This window comes from Candidatus Krumholzibacteriota bacterium (genome assembly GCA_016932415.1).
Classification (GTDB): Bacteria; Krumholzibacteriota; Krumholzibacteriia; order Krumholzibacteriales; family Krumholzibacteriaceae; genus Krumholzibacterium.
On the sequence record JAFGCX010000011.1, the window covers coordinates 148,857 to 175,512 of the forward strand.

A 26,656-nucleotide genomic window follows, 5' to 3' on the forward strand; every position below is an offset into this window, starting at 1 on the left:
TTTTTGGGGGAGATTTTTGTTTATTTTTGAGGGCGGACGTAATAGAATGAAACCGCCCCGATGAAGCAGTGGAGGAGTGAGGAATTGCCTGCCGAAAGAGGTTCGAAAAGTATAGACAAGATACTTCCGGACGTGATCAAGGGCCTGGGGATTGAAGAAAAATTTGAAGAAGCTTCGCTGAGGGCCGGGTGGAAGGAAGTTGTTGGAGACGGGGTGGCCGCACGGAGCAGACCACTCGACATAAGAGGCGGAACGCTTTTTATCGCGGTTAAAAACAACGTCTGGATGCAGGAGATGAGTTTCCACCGGACGAGGATAATCGACGGAATAAAACAGAGATTTCCCCGGCTGAAGATCAGGGAGATACGTCTTGTGATAGAAAGGGAAAAAACCGAGGAATGAGCAAGGAATATACAGCAAAAGGTATCCAGGTCCTCAAAGGCCTCGACGCGGTAAGAAAACGCCCCGCCATGTATATCGGAAGCACCGACATTCACGGTCTTCACCACATGATATACGAGGTCGTCGACAACAGCATCGATGAAGCGATGGCCGGACACTGCGACACGATCGAGATCAAAATATCAAGGGAGGGATACGTGACTGTCGCTGATAACGGCAGGGGCATCCCGGTCGACATTCATCCCACGCAAAAGGTGCCCGCCGTCGAAGTCGTTATGACGACCCTTCACGCCGGAGGGAAGTTCGACCATGATTCATACAAGGTGTCGGGAGGGCTTCACGGCGTAGGCGTCTCTGTGGTGAACGCGTTGTCGGAATGGCTGGAAGTCGAGATATTCCGTAACGGTAAATCGTATACCCAGAGGTTTGAGGCGGGGGTGCCGGCGACGAAGCTGAAAGAAGCTCCACTCAGCGAGAAGAAGAAAAGAACCGGAACGGCGGTCAGGTTTCTTCCGAGCAACAAGATATTCAGTACGCTGGAGTACAGCTTCGACACGCTTTCGCAGCGGTTCAGGGAGCTGGCCTTTCTGAACAAGGGGATATCGATCTTTTTCGAGGATGAGCGCAAGGGGAAAAAACACGAATTCAATTACACCGGCGGGATCATCTCCTTCGTTGACTTCCTCAACGAAAACCGCGACGTCCTTCACAAAAAACCGATCTATATCGAGGACTCGACCGAACCGCACGAGCTTGAGATAGCCATACAGTACAACACATCGTATGGCGAGAATATATTCTGTTTTGCCAACAACATCAACACGGTCGGCGGGGGGACTCATCTGGTCGGTTTCAGATCGGCGCTGACAAGGACTCTTAACAATTACGGCCAGAAGAACGACCTGTTCAAAAGAAACAAGCTTAAGACCTCGCTCTCCGGCGACGACGTCAGAGAGGGCATTACGGCCGTGATGAGCGTCAAGCTTCCAGACCCGCAATTCGAGGGGCAGACGAAAGGAAAACTCGGGAACAGCGAGATCAGGAGCTACGTGGAAACGGTGGTGGGGAAGAAACTGGCCGATTTTCTCGAAGAGAATCCAAAGGTAGCGAAAAAAATAATAGAAAAAGCATCACAATCGGCGATGGCGCGAGACGCGGCGAGAAAGGCGAGAGAGCTTGTCAGGCGGAAATCGGCGCTGGAATCGAGCACCCTGCCAGGAAAGCTTGCCGACTGTTCTCTGACCGATCCCGAACATTGCGAGCTATATCTCGTCGAGGGCGATTCGGCGGGCGGATCGGCCAAGCAGGGCAGGGACCGCAGATTCCAGGCGATCCTGCCGCTCAAGGGAAAGATCCTAAATGTCGAGAAGGCGAGGCTTGACAAGGTCCTGGCGAACGAGGAGATAAAAACAATAATAACCGCTCTCGGAACGGGGGTCGGCGACGAGTTCGATATAACAAAAGCGAGATACAGCAAGATAATCATCATGACCGACGCGGATGTCGACGGAGCTCATATCATGACGCTGATTCTGACCCTCTTCTTCAGGCACATGCGCCAACTGATAAGCGCGGGGAACGTATATATCGCGCAGCCCCCGCTTTATAGCGTGAAGAAGGGAAAGGTCATGAGGTACGCTTATAACGACGAGGAAAAGGATAAGGTAGTCAACGATCTTGGCGGGGCGAAGGGAGTCTATATACAGAGGTACAAGGGTCTCGGCGAGATGAATCCTGACCAGCTGTGGACGACGACGATGGATCCGGAAAGAAGGACTATCCTCAAGATTACACTCGAAGACGCCGTAGAGGCCGATCATACCTTTACGATGCTGATGGGCGACAAGGTAGAACCAAGAAAGAATTTTATCCAGGAAAACGCGCTTGCCGTGGAAAACCTGGATATCTGAGAAAGAGATAATATTGCAAGGGGCTCTTTTTGCAGCTTTCCCTAAAGAGTGGCGGAAAGGGGTCTTCCCGAGCGGGACGCAGAGGAGGCGCTGATAGATGGATTTAAGCAGGCAACGGGTCATACCGGTCTACATAGAAGACAAGATGAAAAGCAGCTATCTCGATTACTCGATGAGCGTGATCGTTTCGAGAGCCCTTCCCGATGTCAGGGACGGGCTCAAACCGGTACACCGGCGCATACTGCTAGCGATGAACGACCTGAACCTCGCTCATAACAAGCAGTATAGAAAATCGGCAAAACTTACTGGAGATGTCTCGGGTAACTATCATCCGCACGGGACCGCGTCGGTCTATGGAGCGGTCGTGAGACTGGCCCAGGATTTTTCGATGAGGTATCCCCTGATCGACGGGCAGGGGAACTTCGGGTCTATCGACGGAGACGCCGCCGCGGCGGAAAGGTACACGGAAGTCCGTATGGAAGCGATCGCCGAGGAACTGCTCGCTGATATAGACAAGGAAACGGTCGAATTCGGTCCGAACTATGACGAGACACGGCAGATGGCCCTGGTGCTTCCGTCGAGAGTCCCCAATCTTCTGATAAACGGAGCCTCGGGGATCGCCGTCGGGATGGCGACGAACATCCCGCCCCACAACCTGACGGAGATAACGAACGCTCTTAAAGCCCTGCTCGACGATCCCGAGATCAGTGACAACAAGCTTTACCGCCATGTTCAGGGGCCGGATTTTCCGACCGGCGGAATAATATACGGAAGATCGGGAATCAGTGACGCTTACAGGACCGGGCGCGGACTTATTACTTTGAGAGCCAGGGCGAATATAGAGACACAGAAGGGCGGAAAGACAAGTATTGTCATATCGGAGATCCCCTACCAGACGAACAAGTCGGCGATAATCGAAAAAGTCGCCGAGCTGGTAAGGGCGGGAAAACTTTCCGGGATATCGGATATCAGGGATGAATCGGACAAAGAAGGGCTGAGGATCGTAGTCGATCTGAAAAGGGACGCTTACCCGAAGGTAGTGCTGAGCCACCTCTTCAAGCATACCGGGCTGCAGGTGACGTTCGGTATAATCATGCTGGCTCTCAACAGGCTGCGCCCCGAGGTGATGAGCCTCAGGCAGATGATGGCTTATTACCTCGAGCACAGGGAAGAAGTCATCACCAGGAGAACGAGGTTCGATCTCGCCCGGGCAGAAGAAAGGGCGCATATACTGGAAGGGTACAAGATCGCCCTCGATAATATAGACGAAATAATCAAGCTGATCAAAAAGAGCGCTTCTCCGGCCGAAGCAAAAAACGCGATGATGAAAAAGTTCGCGTTGAGCGACCTGCAGGCGCAGGCGATCCTGGATATGAAGCTGCAGAGGCTGACCGGGCTCGAACGGAAAAAGATTGAGGATGAGTACCTTGCCCTGATACAGAAGATCGCCTATTTCAAATCGATCCTTGAGAACCGGAACATGCTTCTGGAGCTGATAAGGGAAGAGCTTGAAGAGTTGAAAGAGAAGTATGGCGACGGAAGGCGCACGGAGATACTCGATGCCGACGGGGAAGTCAACCTCGAAGACCTTATCGCCGAAGAGGAGATGATCATCACCGTGACGCATTCGGGGTATATCAAGAGGATCCCGGTCGGAACGTACAAGCGCCAGAAAAGAGGGGGGAAGGGGATCACCGGCATGGGGATGAAAGACGAGGATTTCGTCGAACAGATGTTCATCGCCTCCACCCACAGTTATATCCTTTTCTTCACCAATACCGGAAAATGCTTCAGATTGAAAGTACACGAGATCCCCCAGGGCGGCCGGCTTGCCAGGGGAAAGGCGATGGTCAATTTCTTCCCGATGAGCCAGGACGAAAACATTACCGAACTTATACCGGTAAGCGATTTCGACAACGGTGACTATCTTGTAATGGTGACAAGGCAGGGGATAGTCAAAAAGACGGAGCTTTCAGCCTATTCAAAGGTCCACAGCGGCGGACTTATAGCTATCAAACTGCGCGAAGGAGACAACCTCGTAAGAGCCAAGCTGACTTCCGGGAACGACGATCTGATAATCGCCAAAAAGAGGGGAAAGCTTGTCAGGTTCAACGAGACCCAGATAAGGGCTGTCAATAGAGCGTCGATAGGGGTAAAGGGAGTGACTCTTGAGAAAGATGACGAAGTCGTCGAAATGGTGATCGTCAAGAGAGAGTCAGACCTCTTCTTCATAACGGAAAACGGTTATGGGAAACGTACCCGGATCAGCGAGTTCCGAAACACCAACAGGGGCGGCAAGGGCGTCATATGCATACAGACGGGAGAACGCAACGGCAATCTCGTGACCTCGAGAGAAGTAGTGGAATCGGATGAAGTTATGATCATAACAAAGAGTGGGATGATAATCAGATCGCCGGTGACAGGAGTCAGGGTCGTTGGAAGGGCGACGAAAGGAGTCAGGATAATCAACCTGAAAGACGGAGATAAAGTCGTCGACGTAGCCCTCGTCGCCGGAGGAAAAGTCGACGATGATGACGAACCTGAAGATGATGTCACGGCGGCAGAAACAGAGGCAGAGGGCGAGGAAGAGGAAGCCGGCCTCGATCCGGAAGAATAGAGAACCCAGGCGTCATGAAGAGTAGAACCGGAATAAAAAGAGCCTTGGTGGTCGTCGCGATGCTGGTGACCGGCGTGGCCGTATCTTCCTGGGGCGCCGGCAGGCAGCCGGAAAAGACCGGGCTGGCTCATCGCACGGGAAGAGTCGCCGCGAATCTTCCAGAGAACGGAAGCCTCGGCAAGCGCATCTTCGGGGGCGAAGAATTCGCCATAAGATGGCCCGGGGAGGGGGGGAAGGAGTATGTCGAGGAAGGCGGATTCATGATCAGGCTGAGAGTGGAGGGCGAAGAGCGGCCCTTCGTATTCGGCCCGGCGGCGTTCAGGGGGGTCAACTCTCGTATCGAAGCTAACGTTTTCCACGAGGGGGATGAAGGAGGGATAAGATATCCACTGCCGGGATGTGATGATGATGGTGACGGCAGGGATGATGAAGACCCTCTTGACTATCTGGACAATGACCAGGATGGAGCGATCGACGAGGATTTCGGGATCACCGGAAACGAGATGGCTGTTGCCCTCGGGGTCGAACCTGTGACGGGGATCACGCTGACACAGTCGAGCTATACATGGTCTTACGGGCACGTCAGGGATTTTATAGGATTTACATCAGAGTTCAGATATCCGGAGAGCGGGGAGAAGCAAAGCCCCGATATCATCGACCTTCAGGCCGCGCTGTACGCAAGATTCGCCATTGGACGAGGCGAAACAGTCGGCCGCGCCGATGATGACGAGACTTTTCTCATAAGAAAAAAAGAGGGCGGAGAGCAGGAAAGAGAAGACTCCTTCCTGCATTACCCGTGCGTATGCGACGGTGGCGGTAAAGGTTGCTGCGCGCTGGTCGTCTTCAATTTCGAAGGGCCGGGAGCGCAAGGTTCTCCGGACTATCCGGTCATAGCAGGAAGACGCTCTTCTCCCGATTCTCTGATGTGTGCCGCCGGACAAGAAAGAGAAGAGGGTAGAGACAAAGAGGAAACTCTCCGCCACGAAAACGCGATCTATAAAGAACTGGCAGGCGCCTTTGAGGTCTCGACGAAAGAAACAGGAGAAAAAACGGTTGTAAGCAAAATAGGGGCGATACCGAGGCTTTGTCCGGGAGAGAAGTTCACGATAGAGTGGGCTCTCGTATTCGGAGGTTCTGAAGAAAGGCTTGCCAGGAATATAGACAGAGCGATTGAGACGTATAAGGGCGTAGCGGAAAAAGATGGAAAAGAAAACCGCTGGATAGTACCGGCCAGAAAAGCTTCCCATATCACCCTCCCGGGCCGGCTGGCGCCCATATGGGTGCGTGGCGGGAGAAGGCCGGCAGCATCGATAATAGTCCCGGAAGGGATTGACGAGGAGATCGAATGGCTTAAGGTCGCTGGAGAGACGAGCGAGACTTTCGAACAGATCGGACAGAGAGTGATGATAACGATCGAGGACAGGGTAATAGAAAAGAGCGAGGCCTTCCTAATAGAGGGCCAGCTTTCTGACGGGACTTTATTTGCCGCCAGGATAAGCGAAAATGATATCGCGGGATTCGCCGCCGATGAACCGGTGTCACCGGGACGCCTGCCCGAAGAATGCATGTCGGTATTCCCAAATCCGTTCGCGTCGTCTCTTAACGTAAGCCTGAGGATAAGCGATGCTCCCGTGGCAGGTGGGGCTGCGAAGGCCGAACAGATCCAGGGGATCAGCTCGGTGAAGATATACGATGTAAAGGGCCGTCTTGTCAGAACGGTCATGCCCGAAGAATATCTTCACCCGGGCGATTACAACCTCGGCTGGGACGGGAACGACGAAAACGGCATGCCGGTATCTGCCGGGGTCTATTACTGCAAGTTGCAGATCGACGATCGGACCCTTACCAAAAGGATAATTCTACTCAGATAATAATGTCACTCTATAACCCATCATCAGACATTCCCGAAGAAAGAGCGATCCTGATCGGCGTAAAACTTCCCGGCGCGACAGTCCAGCGGGAACGCGAAAATCTCGAAGAGCTGAGCCAGCTTGCGTCAACGGCAGGGGCGCAGGTGATCGAGACGCGTTTGCAACAGAGGGCGGGGGTCGACGGAGCCACATATATCGGAAAAGGAAAGATGGAAGAGATAGGGAAAATCGTTGAAGAAAAAGGACTCAACCTGGTGATCTTTGACGACGACCTTTCGCCGGCGCAGGCACGAAATCTGGAGGACCGGATCGGAATAAACGTGATCGACAGGACGGAACTCATACTTGATATTTTTTCGCGCAGAGCAAGGACAAGACAGGCAAAACTTCAGGTAGAGATAGCTCAGCTGACCTACGCGCTCCCACGGCTGAAAAGACTCTGGGACCATCTGTCCAGGCAGGACGGCGGTATAGGCACGCGAGGCCCGGGAGAGACCCAGCTGGAGGTCGACAGGCGACGGGTGCGAGAGAGGATCTCCTTTCTCAAGAAAGAACTGATCAAGATAAGCCAGAGGACCGGGGAAAGAAGGAAAAAGAGAAAAGACACTTTTAACGTGACGATCGTAGGATATACCAACGCTGGCAAATCGACTCTTCTGAACCGGCTCTCCGGAGCGGGGGTCCTTGAGAGCGGGATGCTTTTCTCAACGCTGGATTCGATTTCGCGAAAGATCGTCATCGAAGAAGGAGTCGAATTCGTCCTGACCGATACGGTGGGGTTCATAAGAAAATTACCGGCGCACCTTGTCGCCAGTTTCAGGGCGACACTGATCGATGTTGAAGAGGCCGACCTGCTGCTCCACCTTGTCGATTTCTCGTCCCCCCTGTTCGAAGAAAGAATAGATATTGTAAACCAGGTCCTCGAAAGAGTACTGACCGGAAGAGGAGAGAGTCGGGACGGATCAAGAAAGATCCCGACGATAACGGTTTTCAACAAGACGGATCTCGGGGCCACGGGAGAAGAGATCGCGGCGGCATGCAGAAAATACGAAGTGGCTACAGCTATAAGCGCGGCAAGAGGAACAGGGACAGAGCAGCTTCTCCTGATGATAAAAGACCGGATCGACAGCAAAAAGGTAAAGGCAAGAGTCAGCCTGAATGTCTCCGACGGAAGGACGCTGGCATTTATAGAGGCGTCGGCGAGGATCCTCGAACGGACGATCGAAGGAGAGATGATCGAACTTACCCTGCTCATTGACAAAAAAGATCTTGGAAGGATCGAAAAAGCGGGGAAGGCGCAGATCAGCATCCTCAGGCAGGGCATCGACAGGTAAGAAACCCTACCTGTCGATCTCCAGCTTCCCATCTTTCATGTAAACACCTGGAAATTTTTCCGCGAAGTCAACCTTGCTGGCCAGGGTAGCCTTGTTTGCCGCCTTTGCTTCGTAGCTCCGGTCGAGCTGGACTACTATGAAACGGGAGAGGAAGATGAATATCAGGGGAACTACGAAAGGCACGAACTTCTTCCATCTGGTCGATGAAATAAGCCTCGAACAATAGACAGCTCCGGCGGCTATCACGGAGACGAACCCGACCGAAACGAGATAGAGATGGCGGATATTCAGCCAGTCGTAGGGGAATTGGAAAAAGGCGAAGGGAAGGACCATAATATATGTCCATGCTATAAGAAATCTGATCGTGCGGTTCCCGAAGATAAATCCGAAGAATGAGTACGAGAGCACGGTAAGGGCGAAGAAGATCCGGATCGCTGTCGCGAACCTGTAAATAAACCGTACTGCGCTGCCGCTTTCAGTGACAAGATGGGAAGTATGGATAGGAAAGATCATCCTCACAAGGTAGTTGATGACGTTTTTCCCGGCGAGAAGAAGAAAAGAGAATATCCCGGGATTCTTCGTGTAGAGCGACGGGCTGTAATGGAAAACGGAATATTTTATCACGAGAGACGCCGCTGCGATCAAAAGGAGAACGATAAAATTCGCCCTGAAGACGCGTTTGCCCGTCTCGTTGCGGAAGAAAAAATTAAAAGCGAGGAAAGCTCCAAGGATCGAAAAGCTCGTACTTCGCGTAAACATCGAGGCTATGAAAAAGAGAAGGGTGAAAAAATACCTGAAAGAAGCGATCTTTCCCTTCCCGTCCAATTCGTTTTTAAAGTAAAAGATCATAGTCAGCAGGGTTATCGACGTGATGATAAGGTCTTCAAGCCCCGAAGCGATCATTACCGCCTTGCCATAGCTGCCGACGGTGAAGACGAAAAGAAGTCCCGAAAGAAACGAGACGGCCCTGTCTTTCAGAAGGGTGTTCACGAGGAGGTAGACAAGAAACGAATTGAAGGCATGCAGGAGAATGTTGAAAATAAAGTATGCCCTGGAATCGAAAAAGAAATTATTAAAAAGCAGGAAATGAACTCCATAGACAAGGGGTTGAAATTTGAACGGAGCCGTGCTGTCAAAGAGGGCCGACTTGTCTTCGAGCATCCTCATGCTGTTTTCCAGGGAGACGAAATCGTAGCTGCTCCAGAATCCGTTGTCGATCGACATCCCGAAAAAGAGGAACGCGAACGAGACAAAGACTGCCATTATCAATAAGTCGATCCATCTCATTTATTCATGACCCCCGGGGAAACGGATTGCTGCATGACGAGGGAGAGTGTAACATATAAAGGGGATAAAAGTGAACCGCAAATAAACCTGGGAGGCGGGTCAGGCCGGGATGCGATAATCGGGGGTAAAGTCCGTGCGCGAAAGACATCCGGCAATCAGCGGAGATTAAGCGGGAGGGCAGGCGCGATGGAAAAATACTGTTATGTCGGAGGGGAATGGACGCAAAAGGGAGAACTTTTCGAAGTGACGACTCCCGGCGGAAGGTCGGTGGTGGGTCAGGCACTCAGGCCCGACGAAGGGGAGATCGAAAGGGCTCTGGAAGCGGCGGTGATGAGGTTTCCATTACAGAAAGGAATGCCGGCGCACGAAAAGGAGGATATCCTCCTCGGGGCGGCGGCCGGCATAAGGGAAAGAAGCGATGAATTCACCAGGACTATAATAGCGGAAACGGGAAAGCCGATCCGTTACGCCGCTGGCGAGGTCGAACGAGCGATCCGGACATTCACCGAGGCGGCCCAGGAATGCAGCAGACTCTGCGGGGAGATGATACCGCTCGACGTGACACGTCCTGGGGAGGGAAGATTCGGGATAACCGGGTGGTTTCCCGCCGGACCGGTTCTGGCGATCACGCCTTTTAATTTTCCGTTGAATCTTGTAGCGCACAAGGTAGCGCCCGCAATCGCGGCCGGAGCGCCGGTGATCGTCAAACCTTCGAGCGAGGCGCCCCTGGCAGCGCTACTGCTGGCCGAGGTGCTTGAAGAAGCGGGGCTGCCGCCCGGAGGGTTGAGCGTTCTTCCGATGACGGGAGAACAGGCCGGAAGACTGGCGGCGAGAAAAGAGATAAAGAAAGTCACCTTTACGGGCAGCGCCGATGTGGGGTGGAACCTATGGTCTTCCTGCGCAGGAAAGAAAATAACCCTTGAGCTGGGAGGGAACGCCGCCGTAGTGCTGCATGAAGACTGGGATGATATCGATTCTGCCGTCGAGAGGATAGTGGTCGGGGCTTACGCCTTTTCGGGGCAGGTCTGCATTTCGGTGCAGAGAATACTCGTATCCCGATCGATCCTGGGACTTTTTATCGATAAGTTCGTCAAAAGGACGGCATCGCTGAAAAGAGGGGATCTTTTCGAACGGGAGACAGAAACGGGGCCGATGATAACCGTCGAGGAGGCCGAAAGGGTTGAAAGCTGGATAGCAGAAGCGGCTGGCGCTGGCGCGCGGATCCTGGCCGGAGGAGAGCGCGAAGGGGCTTTTTACCCTCCAACGGTCATTAACGGAGCGGCGAAGGGATTGAAGGTCGTCGACGAAGAACTCTTCGGGCCGGCAGCTGTCGTGACCGGGTACGACGATTTCGATGAAGCGATAGAAATGGTCAACGATTCGAGGTTCGGCCTGCAGGCCGGAGTCTATACGAAAGATATCGGAAGGATCAGGAGCGCCTTCAGCCGGATAGAGACGGGAGGGGTCATTATCGGGGATGTCCCCACCTTCCGTGTAGACAGGATGCCGTACGGGGGAGTAAAGGATTCGGGAACGGGAAAAGAGGGCCTCAGGTACGCGATAAGGGAGATGTGCGACATGAGGCTTCTCGTGATATGACCGGCAGGCGGGGGAGGCTGCCGGCTCCCCCGTTTGCCCGAAAACCGGAAAGCGCTGACCGGCTACTCCTGAAGGAATAGATTCGCGAAGATCTTCGCGTCTCCCTTCATCCCCGCAAGGGTCGTATATTCATTCGGCTGATGGCAGGTATCCTCTATTTTCGACCAGACAACCGCGTTGAACCCGTTTCTTCTGAAGACTGCCGCGACCGTTCCTCCGCCGATACCCATCGGCTTCGCTTCTATCTGGTAGACATCACCGATCGCGCGCGCAAGGGCCCTGACTACCGGCGCGTCGACAGGGGTCGCCGGAGCGGCCTCTTCCTTCTGTACGGAAGAAGTGGTTATTTTGACGTTGAATTCTTTCTCAACTCCATCGGCGATAGAACGGATCTCTCTGTCCACTTCCGCGAGGTCGATTCCCGGGAGGACGCGCATATCGAGGTAGAAGACGTCATCTCCCGGTATCGTGTTGATGTTGGGGACATTGGCGTCTTTTTTTGTCGCTTCGAAGGTGCTTGTCGGCGGATCGAAGACCTCGTCTTTCCTGTCGAATATCTCATAGAGGGAATGAAGCCTTGTTATCAGGTGCGCGCCGGCGTAATGAGCGTTGACGCCCGCCGCGGGAGTCGAAGCGTGGCATTGTTTGCCTTTCGTCTCGACCTTGAGCCAGTAGATCGATTTTTCAGCGACCTCTATCATCGCTCCGTCGGGTTCGCCCGCGTCGGGAACGATTATGTAATCGTTCTTTCCGAACATGTCGCATTTGTCGAGCATATATCCTATTCCGTACTCGCTACCCGTTTCCTCGTCCGAAACGAGAGCGATGCAGACGTCATATGGAAGCTTCGCTCCGAGCTCTTTGATCGCCTTGAGAGCAAAGAGGGGAGTCACTATTCCGTGCTGGTTATCCTCCGTTCCCCGGCCGTAGATATTGCCATCTTTCAGGACGACCTTGTAAGGATCAGTATCCCATTTTTTAAGATCTCCCGGGGGGACTATATCCATATGCGCCATGACCCATATTCTTCTTGCCGTCGAGGCGCCTTTCATGACGGCGGCGATATTGGGCCTGACACCGGATGGGACGCGTTTGTCAGGGGCGTCGAAATGATGGACCTCGTCGAACCCGATCTCGCTGGAAAGCCACTCTTCTATAAAAGCCGCTTTTTTGGATTCACCCTCTCCGTCGTTATCCGGGCCGAGGGCGGGGATGGCGGTCATTTTCGTCTGAAACTCGACCATCGAATCGGAATAGCTTTCGATCCTGTCATATATTTTTTTAATGATATCTGAATCCATGACAACTCCCGTCAATCTGTTGCTTCTGGCCTGCGCCGGCACAGCCGGCAGGATTTCATGAAATAATCATTACACCGGGTCTCGCGAGGGTCAAGGGCTTTCTTGAAAAAGAGATGCCAGCAGGTCCGGAAAGAGGGAACAGATTTCACTGTTGACTTTCAAAGAGTAAAAATGGTTCAATGAAAAACGATCGGCTACTGGCTTTTATGATTTATCACAAAGAAAACAGCAGAAATGAAAGATATCAATCAAAAGCTGGAAAAAGGAGACGCAGGAAAAAGCCCGAAGCCGGAACGGAAGAAGACAATATCCGAGAATTCAAATGGCAGGCTGCTCGGCCTTGAGAGCAGCCTGTTCATTTTCAGGGAACTGTGCGGCAACAGCAGCCTTGACAAATCGATTCAGAATATAACCGATTATCTCCTTGAACTTATCGACCTTTCTTTCGTGATGTTCATCACCGAAGACCTTTCCGGAAGCAGCCTGAACACAAAAGCGATATCGGCAAGAGAGGGAGTCTATCATTATATCCAGGGGATCAAATACCGGTACGGAGCCTCTGGATACATGGATAAATGGATCGGCGAGATCTTCGACGCTCAGGGGGCGACAAAACTCGATTCGGAAATGCTGGGAGGTTTTCTTGCCAAGATCTCCAGCGAGGGAATAATCTCGGAAGAGACCTTCCTGGCGATCATCGATTCGATGAAAACGAAAGAGAATCTCGAAACGCTGTTTATTGGAAGAAAAAGAGGAAACGGACAACCGCTTTTTATTATAGCCCTGTCGAGCAGCCGGAAAATAACCAAGACGGAACTCGGGCTTATATATTCGCTGTCTGACTCGATCGCGGCAGCCCTTGAACGAAGGGTGGAGATCGAAAGAGCATCGAGAGAGCTTACAAGATACAAAGCTCTTGTCGACAGCAAGGAACACGCGTTTTTCCTTTTGATCGATGGAAAGCTCGAATTTTTCAGCGAGAAACTCCCCGAAATACTTGGAACCGTTAAAAAAAATCTTTTCGGAAAAAGAATAGAGACTTTTTTTGATGAGGAAAGCGCCCGGGATCTTGTCAAAATGATCTGTAACTTCAACGAGATGGAAGGACCCGCTTCAAAAAAATATTATCATATATACAGACTCGCCGATAGCGCCGAGGAAGTCGAACTGCAGATCCATTCGATCGATTTCAGGGGCAAAAGGGCGATCAGGGGGACAGTCGAGAATGTCAGCCAGAAGAGCATGCTGGAAAAGACCGCCATGGAGTCGATCCATCTTGAATCGATGGCGAAACTCGCCGGTGGCGTGGCGCATGATTTCAACAATCTCATCGGCGCGATGATAGGGTTTTCATCTCTGGTAAGAAATTCACTTCCGGAAAACGACCACCGGGTGGTCCAGCTCGAGAAAATAGAGGAAGCGGGGGCAAAGGCGAACAAATTGACTCACCAGCTTCTGTCGATGTCGAGAAAAGGGAATTATGTCTGCGAGATCGTCGATATAAGCGAAGTGGTCGACCGGGCGGCCAAAAGCTGTCTTCTCTCGCAGGCGAACATCTCCCTCGCCAAGGAGTTCAGAGCCGATCTCTGCAATGTGAAGGGAGACCCGTCACAGCTGCACGAAGCGTTTTTCAATATACTTATGAACTCGCGTGAAGCTATGCCTGATGGAGGCAACATAAAGATAGCGACAGAAAAGGTATTCATAGACAGTACGAACGAGATCTTTTCCAATGGAATGACAACAGGGGATTATATCCGGATAACTATCTCGGATGACGGGATCGGGATGGCGCCCAGCGTGTTCAGGCGGGCGGCCGAACCGTTCTTCACAACGAGAAAAGAGATGGGAAACAAGGGGCTTGGCCTTCCGGCGGCGATCGGTATAATCGAGGGGCACCAGGGGAAGATGGACGTCAGGAGCCGGGAAAACACCGGAACAGAAGTGATGATCTTTCTGCCGCTGACGGCGATGGATCAGAAGAACCAGGGCGGAGGGAGCTGGAATTCGAAAGAAACGAAAAAAATCCTTATAATAGATGACGAAGAGATCATACTTGACCTGGCGGCAGCGATGCTCGCAATGCTCGGATATGAAGCGGTAAGGGCTGAATCAGGGCAAAAGGGTCTGGAGATATTGAAGTCGCAGAGGATCGATCTCGTTTTTCTTGACCTTGTCATGCCGGAGATGTCGGGAGACGAGGTCTTCACGAGAATAAAGGAGTTTAAACCTGACCTGCCGATAATCATAGCAAGCGGATACAGCGAAGATTTCGTTATACAGCAGCTGCTTGACAGGGGAGCAGTCTCATTTCTGAAAAAACCCTACAGGCTTAAGGATATGGCCGCGGTAATGCAGGGTGCGATGGGGGTGTTGTTGCAAGCCGAGAGGAAGGGGTGATGGAGGAAAAAGTGATGGATGATTTCCGCGAACTGTTTGCAAAAATACAGAAAAGCGGGAACAGCCGGGATTATCTCGATATCATGGAGGCTATACTCGAGAACGATCTCGTAGGTTTTGCTGTAATCGACCTTGATGGAGAATACAAGGCTTTCAACCGGGGCGCCGAAAAGCTGACGGGGTTCAGCAAGTCGGAACTTCTCGGTTCCAAGCTCGATTCCGCGCTGTATTCTGAAGAAGACTATGAATCGATAAGGAACGCCCTCTCCGGCGATATAGATATACGGAACAGGGAAATCAAGATAAGGCGGAGCGACGGTCGCGAGAAGGAACTGATCTTCTCCATGTCGCCCCAGAGAAACAGTGACGGCGCGATCACCTGCTACCTTCAGATACTGATAGACAACAGCCAGAAAAAGCACCTGCAGGACCTGCTTCTGCATTCGCAGAAAATGGAGACGATCGGAGAGATGGCGGGGGGGATCGCTCACGATTTCAACAACCTTCTCGAAGGAATCCTCGGCTACACCTCTTTTATGATGGACCTTATCGAGCCGGGCCATGAACTCTGGACATATCTCGAGATCGTCGAAAGATCGGCAAGAAAAGCCTCTGAGCTCACGGAGAGGCTGCTGACGCTATCCAGCAACCGGACAGCGGAAAAGAGCATCTTAAACTGCAACGCTCTTATTCGTGAAGTGATCAAACTTTTTGAAAAGACGATAGACAAGAAGATCGTCCTCGAAACGAATCTGTTCAGAAACCTCAAGGCGATCAGCGGATCAGCCACGCAACTGGAGCAGGCCCTGCTCAACATCTGTCTTAACGCGAAAGACGCGATGCCGGACGGAGGAAAGCTCGTCGTGACTTCGGCCAATATCGAAGTCGACGATTCATATCCGAAAATAAGCCTGTCGATGGCGTATGGAAGTTATGTGCGGATATCGATATCCGACACGGGGATCGGGATGGATGAGAGAACAGTCGAAAAGATCTTCGAGCCTTTCTTCACTACCAAGGCGAGGGGTGAGGGGACGGGGCTCGGTTTGAACATGGTGTATGGGATCGTCCATAACCACGGCGGATTCATCGATGTCTACAGCGAGGTCGGCAAAGGTACGACGTTCAATATATACCTGCGTGCGGAGAAGGACGACCTGCCGGAAGAGAGCGATGAGAGGGAAAGGATAGCGTACAAGCCGGGCGAAGGTCAGACAGTCCTGATCATCGACGATGAACCGATGATCCTTGATATCGGAAGCGAGATGCTCGAAAAGCTCGGATACAAAGCACTCACCGCTGTAAATTCCGAGAAGGGGATGAAATATTTCAACGACAGGATAGACGAGATATCACTTATTATTCTGGACATCATCATGCCGGGAGAGAATGGCAAGGAAGTGCTGGATAAAATAAGGGAGATCAGGAAGGAGATCCCGGTGATCCTTTCGAGCGGATACGACAGATCGATACTCGACCGGAAGATCCTCGATGACGCCAATATCCATTTTATGCAGAAGCCCTATTCGATAGGCGACCTGGGGCTGATGCTTAACAGAATATTCCTCGATCCCGAAGAATGAAAGGAGCGCGCAGGAACCAAGGGATCTTCAGGAAGGACCGATACCCCACCAGGAAAGATATTTTGAGGCGGGAGAGCATCCGCTCGAACGGCCCAGATGATTTTAATGCAATCGGCCCTCGATGCCGGCAGGATACCCCGCCCGGGGGGCGGTGGGAAGCCCCTTTCGAGGCGCCCGAAAGGCAGGCCGGGCAAGGAAACGATAAGGAGAGAGTGATGGTAAAGAGAAGAGCATTGATGTTGGCCGGCAGTTCTCTGCTGGTCTTTATTCTCGCCGTGGCGGCCCGCGGAGGTGAGACTGTGAAAGGGAAAAGCATCGAAGAAAGAATGGCCCCGTACGCCCCGGTGGAGTTGAAAGTCCCGTGGGACCTTCTTGGCGGGAACGAGACGGCTGTCCTTGAGAAGCTTTATCGCGCGTCTAAGGTAATGGACGATATTTTTCTGACGCAGGTGTCGAAGGATAACGCAGATCTGAGGAAAAAACTTGTGGCTGAGGGCGATGGAAAGAAGCTCAGATTTTTCGACCTGAATTTCGGGCCCTGGGACAGGCTGGAAGAGCATGAACCTTTTGTCCCGGGCAAGGAAAAACCAGCCGGCGCGAATTTCTATCCCGAGGACATTACAAAGGAAGAATTGGGGAGCTGGCTTGAAGCGCATCCGGAAGATGCTGAAAAATTCGAAAGCAACTTCACCGTGATCAGGCGCGGCGAGGACGGAAGCCTGAAAGCGGTTCCGTATTCGGTGGAATACAGGGGAAAACTCGAGGAAGCGGCAAGATACATGAATGAAGCGGCCGATCTGACCACAAACGTTTCTCTGGCCAGATTTCTAAGATCAAGAGTAGCGGCCTTTTTCAGTGACGATTATTACCAGTCCGACATGGACTGGATGGATATCACGGACAACCTGATAGATATCACGATAGGGCCGTACGAGGTATACGAGGACAACCTGTTCAACTACAAGGCGGCATTCGAGTCCTTTTTGTGCATACGCGATCCGGAAGAAAGCAAAAAACTCGACGGGTTGAAACACTATCTCCAGAAAATGGAATTGAACCTTCCCGTGGAGGACAGGTACAAGAACCTTGACAGGGGAAGCGACTCGCCGATCGCCGTCGTCGACGAGATATTCTCCGCGGGGGATACAAAGGCCGGAGTACAGACGCTTGCGTTCAATCTTCCGAACGACGAAAGGGTGCGCGAGGCGAAAGGCTGCAAAAAAGTGATGCTACGGAACATGTGCCAGGCGAAGTTCGAGAAGATCCTCGTTCCGATAGCGGAAAAGGTGATCGATCGGGAGCAGTTGAAATATCTTACTTTCGACGCTTATTTCAACCACATCCTGCTGCATGAATTCTCTCATGGACTCGGCCCGGGGATCATAACTCTTGAGGACGGCACGGAAACTACCGTGAATAAGATGTTGAGCAATACGTACTCCGCGATAGAAGAAGCAAAAGCAGATATTGTGGGAGAGTATAATTTTTATTATCTTATTGATGAAGGGTTCTATGACGACAGGCTGGAAAAAGAGACGGCCGTCTCTTTTCTGGCAGGGTTCTTCCGCTCGGTCCGATTCGGTGTTGAAGAAGCTCACGGCAGGGCGAACATGATTATCTTCAATTTCATGAAAGAAAAAGGGGCTTACAGCCAGGATCCGGCAACCGGGCTCTGGTCTGTGGATTTTGCCGCCGCAAAGGACGCGGTCAAAGCGCTGTCGCATGAGATCCTCATGATACAGGCCCGTGGGGACTACGAAGAAGCGGCACGATATATAGAAAAATATGGAGAAATGGGCGAGGATGTCACGGCATCGTTGAAGAAGCTCGAAGGCGTCCCCGTCGACATAATACCGTCTTTCGAGATAGAAAAGAGGTATGCGGTCAACTGAAGACTAGGCCGGAGATGACCTCCGAAAAGCTGGTCGGCCTTCCGGGGGATTAATGTTGAGATACCGCGTGTCCGGCCACCCCTGTTCAGTTAACTGCAGAGAAGCCCCCAGAGTAGTCACTGGGGGCTTCGAACTGAAAGGGCCGATACGCCCGCGCCGTAAGCGGCGTAATAAACGCGGGCAAGGAAAGGAGGCTTCAGGTGTACAGATCAGGGTTTCTGATGGTGTTTTCTGCCGCGATCCTCGCTGCTTCTTCCCTCGCTTTTGCCGCTGGAGCGGAGATATCCGTTTCGGGGCAGGGAGAGGCGGCGGTAGTGCCTGACATAGCGAAAATACACTTTTCGATCACGGCCAGAGCGGATAAATCTGAAGAAGCGGCGAGGGAAAGCGCCAGGCTTCACGCTGAAGTAGTGAGCGCCCTCAACGCGGCGGGATTTTCGGAAAAAGAGATATTTACTACCCTGTTCAGGGTCGAACCGGAATATCAGTATTCCGAACAGACAAGGCAGAGAGAACGGAAAGGTTATTCTTCGAGGCAGATGCTCTGGGTGAAGACCGAGGACTTCTCGAAGATCGGGAATATCATAGATGCTATTCTTACCTCGGGAGCCGCCGAGATCAATGATATCCAGTATTCATCTTCGAGGATCGATTTTATGAGGAAGAGAGCCCTGTCCGACGCGATAAGACGGGTCAGGGAGGACGCCGAGACGCTGGCGAGAGAGGCGGGGGGAAGCCTGGGAGAATTGATAGAGATATCGACACCCTGCCAGGATGGTCCCGGGATCATCGAAGCAGTGCGGTTTGGCGGGGCGCAGGTACAGGCGCAGCAGGTCCCGGAGGAGATAATAGTAAGGGTCAGCGTAAGTTGCCGCTGGCGGTTCGTAAAATAAAGCACTTCCCGGGAGCTAACCGATTCGGAGGACCCCAGCGCCTGATATCCGGCTTTCCCTTATCATCAGGAGGGCCTCATTCGCCGCCTCAAGGGGAAAAAGAGTCGTATCGGTCCTTATCGGTATCGAAGCGGCAAGAACAAGAAGCTCTTGACCGTCACGCCGGGTCGAATTTGCCACGCTCCTGAGAACCTTCTCGTGGTACAGATGCTTTTCATAGTCGAGAGGCGGCGTGTCGCTCATCGTGATCCCAGCCAGGGCTACTGTCCCTCCCTTTTCGACAGCGGCGAGGGCGTCGGGGATCAGCCCGCCCGCCGGTGCGAAGATTATCGAGGCATCGGGTTTTACCGGGGGAACATCTCTGGACGAGCCGGCCCAGAAAGCGCCGAGCCTGATCGCGTGGTCCCTGTGTTCTTCGCTCCTTGAAAAGACCAGGACTCTGCAACCCCAGTGAACGGCGATCTGTATCGTCACGTGCGCGCTCGCGCCAAAACCGTAGAGACCGAGGACCTGGCCTTTCGCTATACCGCTGATCGACAGCGCCCTGTAACCGATGATACCGGCGCAGAGAAGCGGAGCAGCCGCTTCGTCCGAGAAGCCCGCCGGCAGTGGATATACAAAGGCAGCGGGCAGGGCGACATATTCAGCGTACCCTCCATTGATGTCATACCCGGTGAAACGGGCGCCGGCGCAAAGGTTTTCGCGCCCGCTTTCGCACCAGCGGCAGCTGAGGCAGGTGCTGCCAAGCCACGCGGAGCCCACCCTCTCACCGAGCGCAGGAGAAGAGACCCCGGGGCCATGTTTCTCGACCGTTCCCACGATCTGATGACCGGGGATCAAGGGAAGGAGCGGAAGTTCAAGGTCTCCCTCTATGGTATGGATATCGGTATGGCAGAGACCGCAGCATGAAACGCGAAGGAGTATCTCCCCCGGGCCAGGTTCGGGAACGGGGATCTCCGCCAGATCAAGCGGCCTGTCCTCAAGCAGCCCGGGTTTTCTCAGTATCATCGCTTTCATAAGAAGCCCCCTTGATTTACCATTCATTATTGCGCTAAAATGCGTCAGGCTGGCGCACGCGATTATTTCCAGGCGGGGCAGGGCCCGGGCCGGCGCGCGCGCGGCTTTTCATCGAATGATACACCCGACGGGAATCCGATGGCCACAAAGATTCTTGACAGATCCATGAGATAAAGGCAAATCTATTGATCCGTCCCTGATTGAAAATGGAGGAACGTGATATGAAAGGACATCTGGAAGAATGCAGAAAAGCTGTTCTTGAAGGAGACCAGGACAAAGCAGCCGAACTTGCCGCGGCGACTCTTAAAGAGGGATTGCCACTCCTCGAGGTGATCGAGGAAGGATTCGTAAAAGGGATAAGAGAGGTCGGCAGGCTGTGGGAAGAGGGGACGCTTTTCCTTCCCGAGCTTGTAATGGGCGCAGAGGCGATGAAAAAAGCGATGGAGGTCCTTCAACCGGCGCTCGAAGCGAGCAGCGAAAAACAGCAGAAGGCGGGACATGTAGTCATCGGTACGATAGAAGGCGATATACATGATATAGGGAAGACTCTCGTGGCGACGATGCTCGCGGCGAACGGATTCGAGATCACCGATCTCGGGGCAGATGTTCCCGCTCTGGCGTTTGTTGACGAGGCAGAGAAGAAAAATGCCGATTGCATAGCCGTTTCGGCGCTTCTGACGACGACGATGCCCGGACAGAAGGATGTGATACTCGAACTTGAAAACCGATCGATGCGGAAAAAAGTCAGGGTAATGGTAGGTGGCGCGCCCTGCGACGAGAAATGGGCTGAACAGATCGGAGCCGACGGGTACGCGGGAGACGCCGTGGCGGCGGTCAGCCTGTTGAAAAAACTCCTGGATGAAGGGTAGGGCGGCTGAGGCCGGGCCCCGGGGATATCGTGACCGCACGGTGAAAGACAGGAATGTGATGAAAAAAGATTTCAGGGATATTATCAGGGGAAAAAGGATCCTCTTCGATGGGGGAATGGGGAGCATGCTTATCGCCGGCGGGCTGGGCGAGAGGGAAGTCCCCGAGCAATGGAATTTTCTCAATCCGGAAAAGATGATCGCAATACACCGGGCGTACATCGACGCGGGAGCCGACGTCATCCAGACGAACACATTCGGGGCTACATCGATCAAGCTTGGCGCATCGGAAGGGGGAAGAGGCCTCGATCCTTCCGGCGTCAACGAAAAGGCAGCCGCTCTTGTCCTTGAAGCCCTGGAAAAATCGGGAAAGAGCGAAGTATATGTCGCCGGAGATATAGGCCCCACCGGAGAGTTCTTCGCTCCGGTAGGAAGGCTCACCGCGGAAAAAGCAAGAGAGGCGTTCCTTCAACAGGCAGCGGCGCTTGACCGCGGCGGAGTCGACATTTTTCTGATAGAGACGATGTATGATATCCGGGAAGCTCTGGAAGCGCTAAGAGCGGTACGAGAGATCTCGGACAAACCGGTAGCAGTAGAGATGACTTTCGACAAAAAACCGAAAGGGTATTTTACCCTTATGGGCGATACGCCGGAGAAGGTCGTCGAAGCGCTTGCTTCCGAAGGCGCAGACGTCCTCGGAGCAAACTGCACCCTCTCCAGCGACAGGATGATAGATCTTGCCCCGCAGATGAGAAGGCTGACAGAGTTGCCTCTGCTTTTCCAGCCGAACGCCGGCAAGCCCGAGATCATCGGCGGAAAGGCGGTATACCGCCAGAGCCCGGAAGAGTTCGCCGCCGACGTGGGGAAGATGCTGAAAGCGGGGATCGAAGCGGTGGGAGGTTGCTGCGGTACGACTCCCGATTTTACGGCGCCGCTCAGAAGGCTTGTCGACGATTTTAACAGATAGAATATCAGATATCGCGCGCATAGGAAAAATAATGGAACCGGTAATAATCGACAATATCACGATCAACCCGGACAGGGCCGAAGTCGTCAGGCTGCTCGGCAAAAAAAGGGATAGTGGCGAGAGTTTTTCCGACAGGGTCGAAGAGGCCCTCGAAGAGGCGATGTCGGAGGCGGCGCGGCTGATAAGGCCGGCAGGGATATACCTGATCACGGCGGGAAAGGATCTTCCGCGATCGACGATCTTCGACGATCTCGAAAAAGTAGCTTTCTGCATATGCACGATAGGGCCGATGCTTGAAGACCTCGTATCGGAACTCTCAAAGACGGGAGAATTGCTCAAGGCGGTGATACTCGATTCTGTGGGGTCAGTCTGCGCCGAGGAGACAGCCAACCACATCGACAGGCTTATCGCGGCGAAGGCTGCCGGGGAAGGACTGAAGACTTCATGCAGGGCAAGCCCCGGATACGGGGACTGGGATATAAAAGAACAACGTTCGATCTTCGATCTGCTCGACGGAGGGAAGATCGGAGTCAGACTTTCCGAAAGCAGCATGATGATCCCGAGAAAATCGGTGTCGTTCGCTATAGACATAGCCGAAAGGCCGGCAAGGATGAGAAGCGAGAATTCTTGCAGGAACTGCGATATGGACAGATGTTTCTACAGAAGGGATAAGTGACGCGCCCAACCGCGCGACAGTAGCCGAAACGGAAATATGCGATAGAGGAAAGCGAGGCGGGAAATGAGCCTGATGCCGAGAGTCCGGTGGTTCGAAAAAGAGGACAGACAAAAGATCGTCGACGAGGCAAAGGAGATCCTCGAGGAGATCGGAGTATTCGTGGAAAACCGCGAAGCTCTCGAACTTCTCGGCGGCGCCGGCGCGAAGATTGACGGAGAGACGGCCAGGATCTCCGGGGCGATGGTCGAAAAGGCTCTCGAGACGGCGCCGGAAAGAATACTTCTCTATAACAGGGACGGGACGGTCGCGATGGATCTTGGCGGGGAAAGGATACATTTCAATCCCGGTTCGGCAGCGCTCAGGATATTCGATCATAAGCTCGGAGACGCGAGGATACCCGACACATCGGACGTGAAGGCTTTCGCCACGGTGATCGATGCCTTGCCTGGATACTCGGCGCAGAGCACGGGGATGATACCGGGCGATGTTCCTGAAGCGATAGCTGACAGGTACAGGGTCTATATAGGGCTTCAATATTCATCGAAACCGATTGTGACGGGGACATTCAGAATAGACGCGTTCAAATCGATGCACGCGATGCTTTCCGCCGTTTCCGGGTCGGAGGAAAAGCTGCGGGAAAAACCGATCGCCATATTCGACTGTTGCCCCTCTCCCCCGCTTAAATGGAGCGATCTTACCTGCCAGGCGCTGATCGATTGCGCCCGGACCGGCATTCCCGCCGAACTTATCTCGATGCCTTTGACGGGGGCTACATCCCCGGTTACGCTTGCCGGAGCGGTCACGCAGCACTGCGCGGAATCTCTCAGCGGCATAGTGATCCATCAGCTCGCGTACCCCGGGGCGCCGATCATTTACGGCGGATCGCCGGCATGTTTCGATATGAGGAAAGGGACGACCCCGATGGGAGCGATCGAGACGATGATGATAGACGGAGCTTACGCGGAGGTAGGAAAACATCTCGGAGTCCCGGTCCAGGCATATATGGCGCTGAGTGATTCGAAACCTGTAGATTACCAGGCGGGGATGGAAACGGCGATGGGAGCCATCGTTGCGGCGGTTTCGGGGATAAACAATATTTCCGGTCCGGGGATGCTCGATTTCGAATCATGCCAGAGCCTGGAAAAACTCGTTCTAGACAACGAGATCTGCCAGATGGCTCGAAGGCTGACTGCCGGGATAGAGCTGAGGGACGACCCGATCGCCAAGCCGATCATAAGCCAGGGCCTCGAGAAAGGGGAATTCCTTTCCCTTTCCCACACGATGAAGTGGTTCCGTAAGGAAGTATATATGCCGGGCGAGGTCATTGAGAGGGGTACGCTCGAAGAATGGCGCGCCGGCGGCAGGGCAGACGCGGCTGGCAGAGCGGCGGCGAAAGCGGAGAAGATACTGGCGACGCACAAGCCGGAACCGCTCAAAAAGGATACGGCAGAGATCCTCAGGGATCTGATGGAAGCGGAAGCAAAAAAAGCCGGTATGGACAGATTGCCAGCGCTTTAAATATCAGAGATGACAGTGCGGGTTTATTCCGGTCGGAGAAAAGTTGAAAGAAAGATATTTCACTCAGGAAAATATTAACGAGGTCTCCGCGAAGATGATCGCCGGGCTCGGGATGGACGGGACAAAGAGGCGACAGACATTTTCTCCGACTGCGTCGGCACTTTTGATTCTCGACATGCAAAGGTATTTTCTCGACAGTGATTCACACGCGGCGATCCCGTCGATGCGGGATATAATCCCCTCGATCGCTTCGCTCGCCTCTGCCTTCTCGTCGATAGGGCGGCCGGTCGTAATGACAAGGCACCTTAATACAGACGAGAACGCCGCGATGATGGGGCGCTGGTGGAGCGACCTGATCAGGGAAGAAGACGAAAAAAGCAGGATCGTTCCCGAGCTTTCGTTCTCATACGCCGATATCATCGTAAAGACCCAATATAATGCCTTCTACGCGACGGAGCTTGAAGAGTTTCTCCGGAGGGCAGGCGTGGAGCAGCTCGTCATGACGGGCGTGATGACGCATCTCTGTTTGGAGAGTACGGCAAGAGCGGCTTTTGTAAGGGGATTTGAGACCTTTGTCCCGGCAGATTCCACGGCGACATACAACAGGGAGCTTCACGAAGGGTCGCTGAGAGGCCTGGCGCATGGATTCGCGGTCCCGGTCCTTTCCGCCGATATTACCGGAGCGATCGAAGATGCGCGCTGACCCTCTGAAGACTGTCATCATCGTCGGCGCGGGACCCGCCGGTATCGCCGCCGCGGTGCAGCTCGGCAGGTACGGGATCGACACGATTATCTTCGAAAAGGAAAAAGCGGGAGGTCTGGCGAGAGAGGCGAACCTGGTCGAGAACTATCCGGGATTTCCAGGCGGTATCGAAGGGAGCTCTCTGGCAGACCTCTTCGAGCGGCACCTTGAAAACGCAAAAGCCCGGGTGATCTTGCAGGAGGTGAAGTCCCTGGAATATACCGGCGGCCGTTTCGTGGCGGAGACAGGTAACGGAAGACATGAAGCGGGGATAGCCATAGCTGCTTCGGGCACGGAGGCACTGTTTCCAGAGGGGATAGAAATATCTCCCGGCGCGGAGGGTTCGGTATCCACCGGGCTTTCAACGCTCTTACGTTCGACAGGTAAAAGGATCGCCATAATCGGGTCGGGAGACGCGGCGTTCGATTACGCGCTTAATCTTTCCAGGCATAACGAAATAGAGATACTGATGCGTGGCCGGGATCCAAAAGCGCTTCCCCTCCTTGTTGAAAGGGTCCACAGGCAGCGAGGGATAAAGGTGACGGGGGAGTTCGACGTGGAGAAGGTCGGAAAGGCCGGGCAAGCCTTGAGTATAATGGCCCGGGGGGAAGGATCGGTGCGCGAAAGCATCGAGGCGGACCATCTCCTATTTGCCATCGGGAGGGAACCGGCGACAGGCTATTTTGGCAGAGAACTCTCCAGGAATATCGATTTGCTTTTGGGTGAGCGTATCCTGTATCTTGCCGGGGACGTCAGGAACGGGCCTTTCAGGCAGGCAGCGATAGCGGCAGGAGACGGGATAAGAGCGGCAATGGAGATAGAGAGGAAGATCGCCGGACGATGATAAAGGTAAAAGCGAAAGCGGGAGACGAAAAGATAGCAACGGTATACATAGCGGAGACGCAGGCCGGCAGCATGATCGAGTTTGTAGAATCGGTACAGCCTCCCATCCCGAGAGAAAGAAAATGGGTCCTTATCATCTCGACTCTGCATGGCTGCCCCGCCGGGTGCAGATTCTGCGACGCGGGAAGAACGTACGAGGGAAAGCTGTCCGCCGGCGAGATGCTCGGACAGGTAGATTACATGGTCAGGGCGCGATACCCCGATCTGAAGGTCCCGGCGGAAAAATTCAAGGTGCAGTTTGCCAGGATGGGAGAACCTTCGTATAACGAAGATGTCCTTGATGCGCTTGAGAAACTGCCGCTCGTCTGCGACGCGCCAGGATTGATCCCCTCACTTTCAACGATAGCCCCCGCGGGGACGGAAAAATTCTTCGAGCGTCTCCTTGAGATCAAGAAAAGGCTCTATCCGAAGAACTTCCAGCTGCAGTTCTCGATCCACACGACTGACTCCGAAAAACGCGACTGGCTTATCCCCGTCAAAAAGCAACAGTTCGCGCAGTTAGGGGAATACGGAGACAGGTTCTATGATGAAGGTGGAAGAAAGATCACGCTCAATTTCGCGCTAGCCGAAGGGATGCCTCTTGATCCGGGCGTACTTCTCGGGCACTTTCACCCCGGCCGGTATATCATTAAGATGACTCCTGTCAATCCGACCTGCCAGGCCGGCAGGAACGGAGTAAAATCACGTATTATGCCTGATGAGAAAAGGTGTGATGTCGCGAAACCTCTTGAAGCAGCCGGGTACGAGGTGATCCTGAGCATGGGCGAACTGGAAGAGAACCAGATCGGAAGCAACTGCGGTCAGTATATAAAGAGCTATCTGGAAGAACCCGGAACATTCGACGCCGGGTACAGCTATTCCCTGCGGGAGATCTGACC

The 26,656-nt window shown here is 53.4% G+C and carries 20 protein-coding genes; 17 read left to right on the top strand and 3 right to left on the bottom strand.

What is annotated here, in order from left to right; translation table 11 throughout:
- The first annotated feature begins 84 nt into the window (after positions 1-84).
- The 5 genes from JW814_05030 to hflX all read left to right on the top strand — a co-directional run bounded on the left by JW814_05030 (position 85) and on the right by hflX (position 8,134).
- Positions 85-402, top strand: coding sequence for a DUF721 domain-containing protein (locus tag JW814_05030; protein MBN2070803.1), 318 nt, complete (start codon positions 85-87; stop codon positions 400-402).
- Positions 399-2,312 carry a DNA topoisomerase (ATP-hydrolyzing) subunit B gene (gene gyrB / locus JW814_05035; GenBank protein ID MBN2070804.1) on the top strand — a complete coding sequence of 638 codons (1,914 nt, stop codon included), beginning with the start codon at positions 399-401 and terminating at the stop codon, positions 2,310-2,312. The genes JW814_05030 and gyrB overlap by 4 nt, the downstream gene beginning before the upstream one ends.
- Positions 2,313-2,409: 97 nt before the next feature.
- Entirely contained in the window at positions 2,410-4,929 is a 2,520-nt protein-coding gene (gyrA, locus tag JW814_05040; protein MBN2070805.1) for a DNA gyrase subunit A, read from the top strand.
- A gap of 14 nt (positions 4,930-4,943) precedes the next feature.
- Positions 4,944-6,800 (top strand): T9SS type A sorting domain-containing protein, encoded by a 1,857-nt coding sequence (locus JW814_05045; protein MBN2070806.1) that lies wholly within the window; start codon positions 4,944-4,946, stop codon positions 6,798-6,800.
- A gap of 2 nt (positions 6,801-6,802) precedes the next feature.
- Positions 6,803-8,134, top strand: a complete 1,332-nt coding sequence (gene hflX / locus JW814_05050) for a GTPase HflX (GenBank protein MBN2070807.1) — start codon at positions 6,803-6,805, stop codon at positions 8,132-8,134.
- A 6-nt stretch (positions 8,135-8,140) separates the two neighbouring features.
- On the opposite strand, the gene JW814_05055 is transcribed toward hflX, so the two are convergent.
- Entirely contained in the window at positions 8,141-9,421 is a 1,281-nt protein-coding gene (locus tag JW814_05055) for a hypothetical protein (protein ID MBN2070808.1), read from the bottom strand.
- Positions 9,422-9,607: 186 nt separating this feature from the next.
- Between JW814_05055 and JW814_05060 the strand changes: the two genes are divergently transcribed.
- Positions 9,608-11,020 (top strand): aldehyde dehydrogenase family protein, encoded by a 1,413-nt coding sequence (locus JW814_05060; GenBank protein ID MBN2070809.1) that lies wholly within the window; start codon positions 9,608-9,610, stop codon positions 11,018-11,020.
- Between the two features lie 62 nt (positions 11,021-11,082).
- Here JW814_05060 and JW814_05065 read toward each other — a convergent pair whose 3' ends face one another.
- A complete protein-coding gene (locus JW814_05065) occupies positions 11,083-12,321 on the bottom strand; it encodes a M20 family metallo-hydrolase (protein ID MBN2070810.1) in 1,239 nt (412 codons plus the stop codon).
- 234 nt (positions 12,322-12,555) lie between these two features.
- Between JW814_05065 and JW814_05070 the strand changes: the two genes are divergently transcribed.
- From JW814_05070 to JW814_05085, 4 genes are all read left to right on the top strand, one after another.
- Complete coding sequence (locus tag JW814_05070; GenBank protein ID MBN2070811.1) at positions 12,556-14,721, top strand: response regulator; 2,166 nt, start codon at positions 12,556-12,558, stop codon at positions 14,719-14,721.
- Positions 14,721-16,304, top strand: coding sequence for a PAS domain S-box protein (locus tag JW814_05075; GenBank protein MBN2070812.1), 1,584 nt, complete (start codon positions 14,721-14,723; stop codon positions 16,302-16,304). Before JW814_05070 ends, JW814_05075 begins: the two co-directional genes overlap by 1 nt.
- Positions 16,305-16,519: 215 nt before the next feature.
- Positions 16,520-18,196: a peptidase gene (locus tag JW814_05080; protein MBN2070813.1), complete on the top strand. Its 1,677-nt coding sequence runs from the start codon at positions 16,520-16,522 to the stop codon at positions 18,194-18,196.
- Positions 18,197-18,396: 200 nt separating this feature from the next.
- A complete protein-coding gene (locus JW814_05085; GenBank protein MBN2070814.1) occupies positions 18,397-19,089 on the top strand; it encodes an SIMPL domain-containing protein in 693 nt (230 codons plus the stop codon).
- A 15-nt stretch (positions 19,090-19,104) separates the two neighbouring features.
- Here the strand turns inward: JW814_05085 and JW814_05090 are convergent, their stop codons facing one another.
- A complete protein-coding gene (locus tag JW814_05090) occupies positions 19,105-20,106 on the bottom strand; it encodes a zinc-dependent alcohol dehydrogenase family protein (protein ID MBN2070815.1) in 1,002 nt (333 codons plus the stop codon).
- 221 nt (positions 20,107-20,327) lie between these two features.
- Here JW814_05090 and JW814_05095 point away from each other — a divergent pair, with 221 nt between their 5' ends.
- From JW814_05095 to JW814_05125, 7 genes are all read left to right on the top strand, one after another.
- Positions 20,328-20,975, top strand: coding sequence for a corrinoid protein (locus tag JW814_05095; protein MBN2070816.1), 648 nt, complete (start codon positions 20,328-20,330; stop codon positions 20,973-20,975).
- Positions 20,976-21,015: 40 nt separating this feature from the next.
- The gene (locus JW814_05100) at positions 21,016-21,939 is read left to right on the top strand and encodes a homocysteine S-methyltransferase family protein (protein MBN2070817.1); all 924 of its coding nucleotides are present in this window, start codon (positions 21,016-21,018) and stop codon (positions 21,937-21,939) included.
- A 31-nt stretch (positions 21,940-21,970) separates the two neighbouring features.
- The gene (locus JW814_05105; GenBank protein MBN2070818.1) at positions 21,971-22,615 is read left to right on the top strand and encodes a hypothetical protein; all 645 of its coding nucleotides are present in this window, start codon (positions 21,971-21,973) and stop codon (positions 22,613-22,615) included.
- 63 nt (positions 22,616-22,678) lie between these two features.
- Positions 22,679-24,133, top strand: a complete 1,455-nt coding sequence (locus JW814_05110; protein ID MBN2070819.1) for a trimethylamine methyltransferase family protein — start codon at positions 22,679-22,681, stop codon at positions 24,131-24,133.
- Between the two features lie 43 nt (positions 24,134-24,176).
- Positions 24,177-24,836, top strand: coding sequence for an isochorismatase family protein (locus tag JW814_05115; GenBank protein MBN2070820.1), 660 nt, complete (start codon positions 24,177-24,179; stop codon positions 24,834-24,836).
- Positions 24,826-25,719, top strand: a complete 894-nt coding sequence (locus JW814_05120; protein ID MBN2070821.1) for an NAD(P)/FAD-dependent oxidoreductase — start codon at positions 24,826-24,828, stop codon at positions 25,717-25,719. The genes JW814_05115 and JW814_05120 overlap by 11 nt, the downstream gene beginning before the upstream one ends.
- Positions 25,719-26,654 (top strand): radical SAM protein, encoded by a 936-nt coding sequence (locus JW814_05125; GenBank protein ID MBN2070822.1) that lies wholly within the window; start codon positions 25,719-25,721, stop codon positions 26,652-26,654. The genes JW814_05120 and JW814_05125 overlap by 1 nt, the downstream gene beginning before the upstream one ends.
- Positions 26,655-26,656 lie beyond the last annotated feature (2 nt).

Coding starts and splice junctions, on each gene's coding strand:
- gyrB (MBN2070804.1), top strand. CDS start 399: ATGAGCAAGGAATATACAGCAAAAGGTATCCAGGTCCTCAAAGGCCTC.
- gyrA (MBN2070805.1), top strand. CDS start 2,410: ATGGATTTAAGCAGGCAACGGGTCATACCGGTCTACATAGAAGACAAG.
- JW814_05045 (MBN2070806.1), top strand. CDS start 4,944: ATGAAGAGTAGAACCGGAATAAAAAGAGCCTTGGTGGTCGTCGCGATG.
- hflX (MBN2070807.1), top strand. CDS start 6,803: ATGTCACTCTATAACCCATCATCAGACATTCCCGAAGAAAGAGCGATC.
- JW814_05055 (MBN2070808.1), bottom strand. CDS start 9,421: ATGAGATGGATCGACTTATTGATAATGGCAGTCTTTGTCTCGTTCGCG.
- JW814_05060 (MBN2070809.1), top strand. CDS start 9,608: ATGGAAAAATACTGTTATGTCGGAGGGGAATGGACGCAAAAGGGAGAA.
- JW814_05065 (MBN2070810.1), bottom strand. CDS start 12,321: ATGGATTCAGATATCATTAAAAAAATATATGACAGGATCGAAAGCTAT.
- JW814_05070 (MBN2070811.1), top strand. CDS start 12,556: ATGAAAGATATCAATCAAAAGCTGGAAAAAGGAGACGCAGGAAAAAGC.
- JW814_05075 (MBN2070812.1), top strand. CDS start 14,721: ATGGAGGAAAAAGTGATGGATGATTTCCGCGAACTGTTTGCAAAAATA.
- JW814_05080 (MBN2070813.1), top strand. CDS start 16,520: ATGGTAAAGAGAAGAGCATTGATGTTGGCCGGCAGTTCTCTGCTGGTC.
- JW814_05090 (MBN2070815.1), bottom strand. CDS start 20,106: ATGAAAGCGATGATACTGAGAAAACCCGGGCTGCTTGAGGACAGGCCG.
- JW814_05095 (MBN2070816.1), top strand. CDS start 20,328: ATGAAAGGACATCTGGAAGAATGCAGAAAAGCTGTTCTTGAAGGAGAC.
- JW814_05105 (MBN2070818.1), top strand. CDS start 21,971: ATGGAACCGGTAATAATCGACAATATCACGATCAACCCGGACAGGGCC.
- JW814_05110 (MBN2070819.1), top strand. CDS start 22,679: ATGAGCCTGATGCCGAGAGTCCGGTGGTTCGAAAAAGAGGACAGACAA.
- JW814_05120 (MBN2070821.1), top strand. CDS start 24,826: ATGCGCGCTGACCCTCTGAAGACTGTCATCATCGTCGGCGCGGGACCC.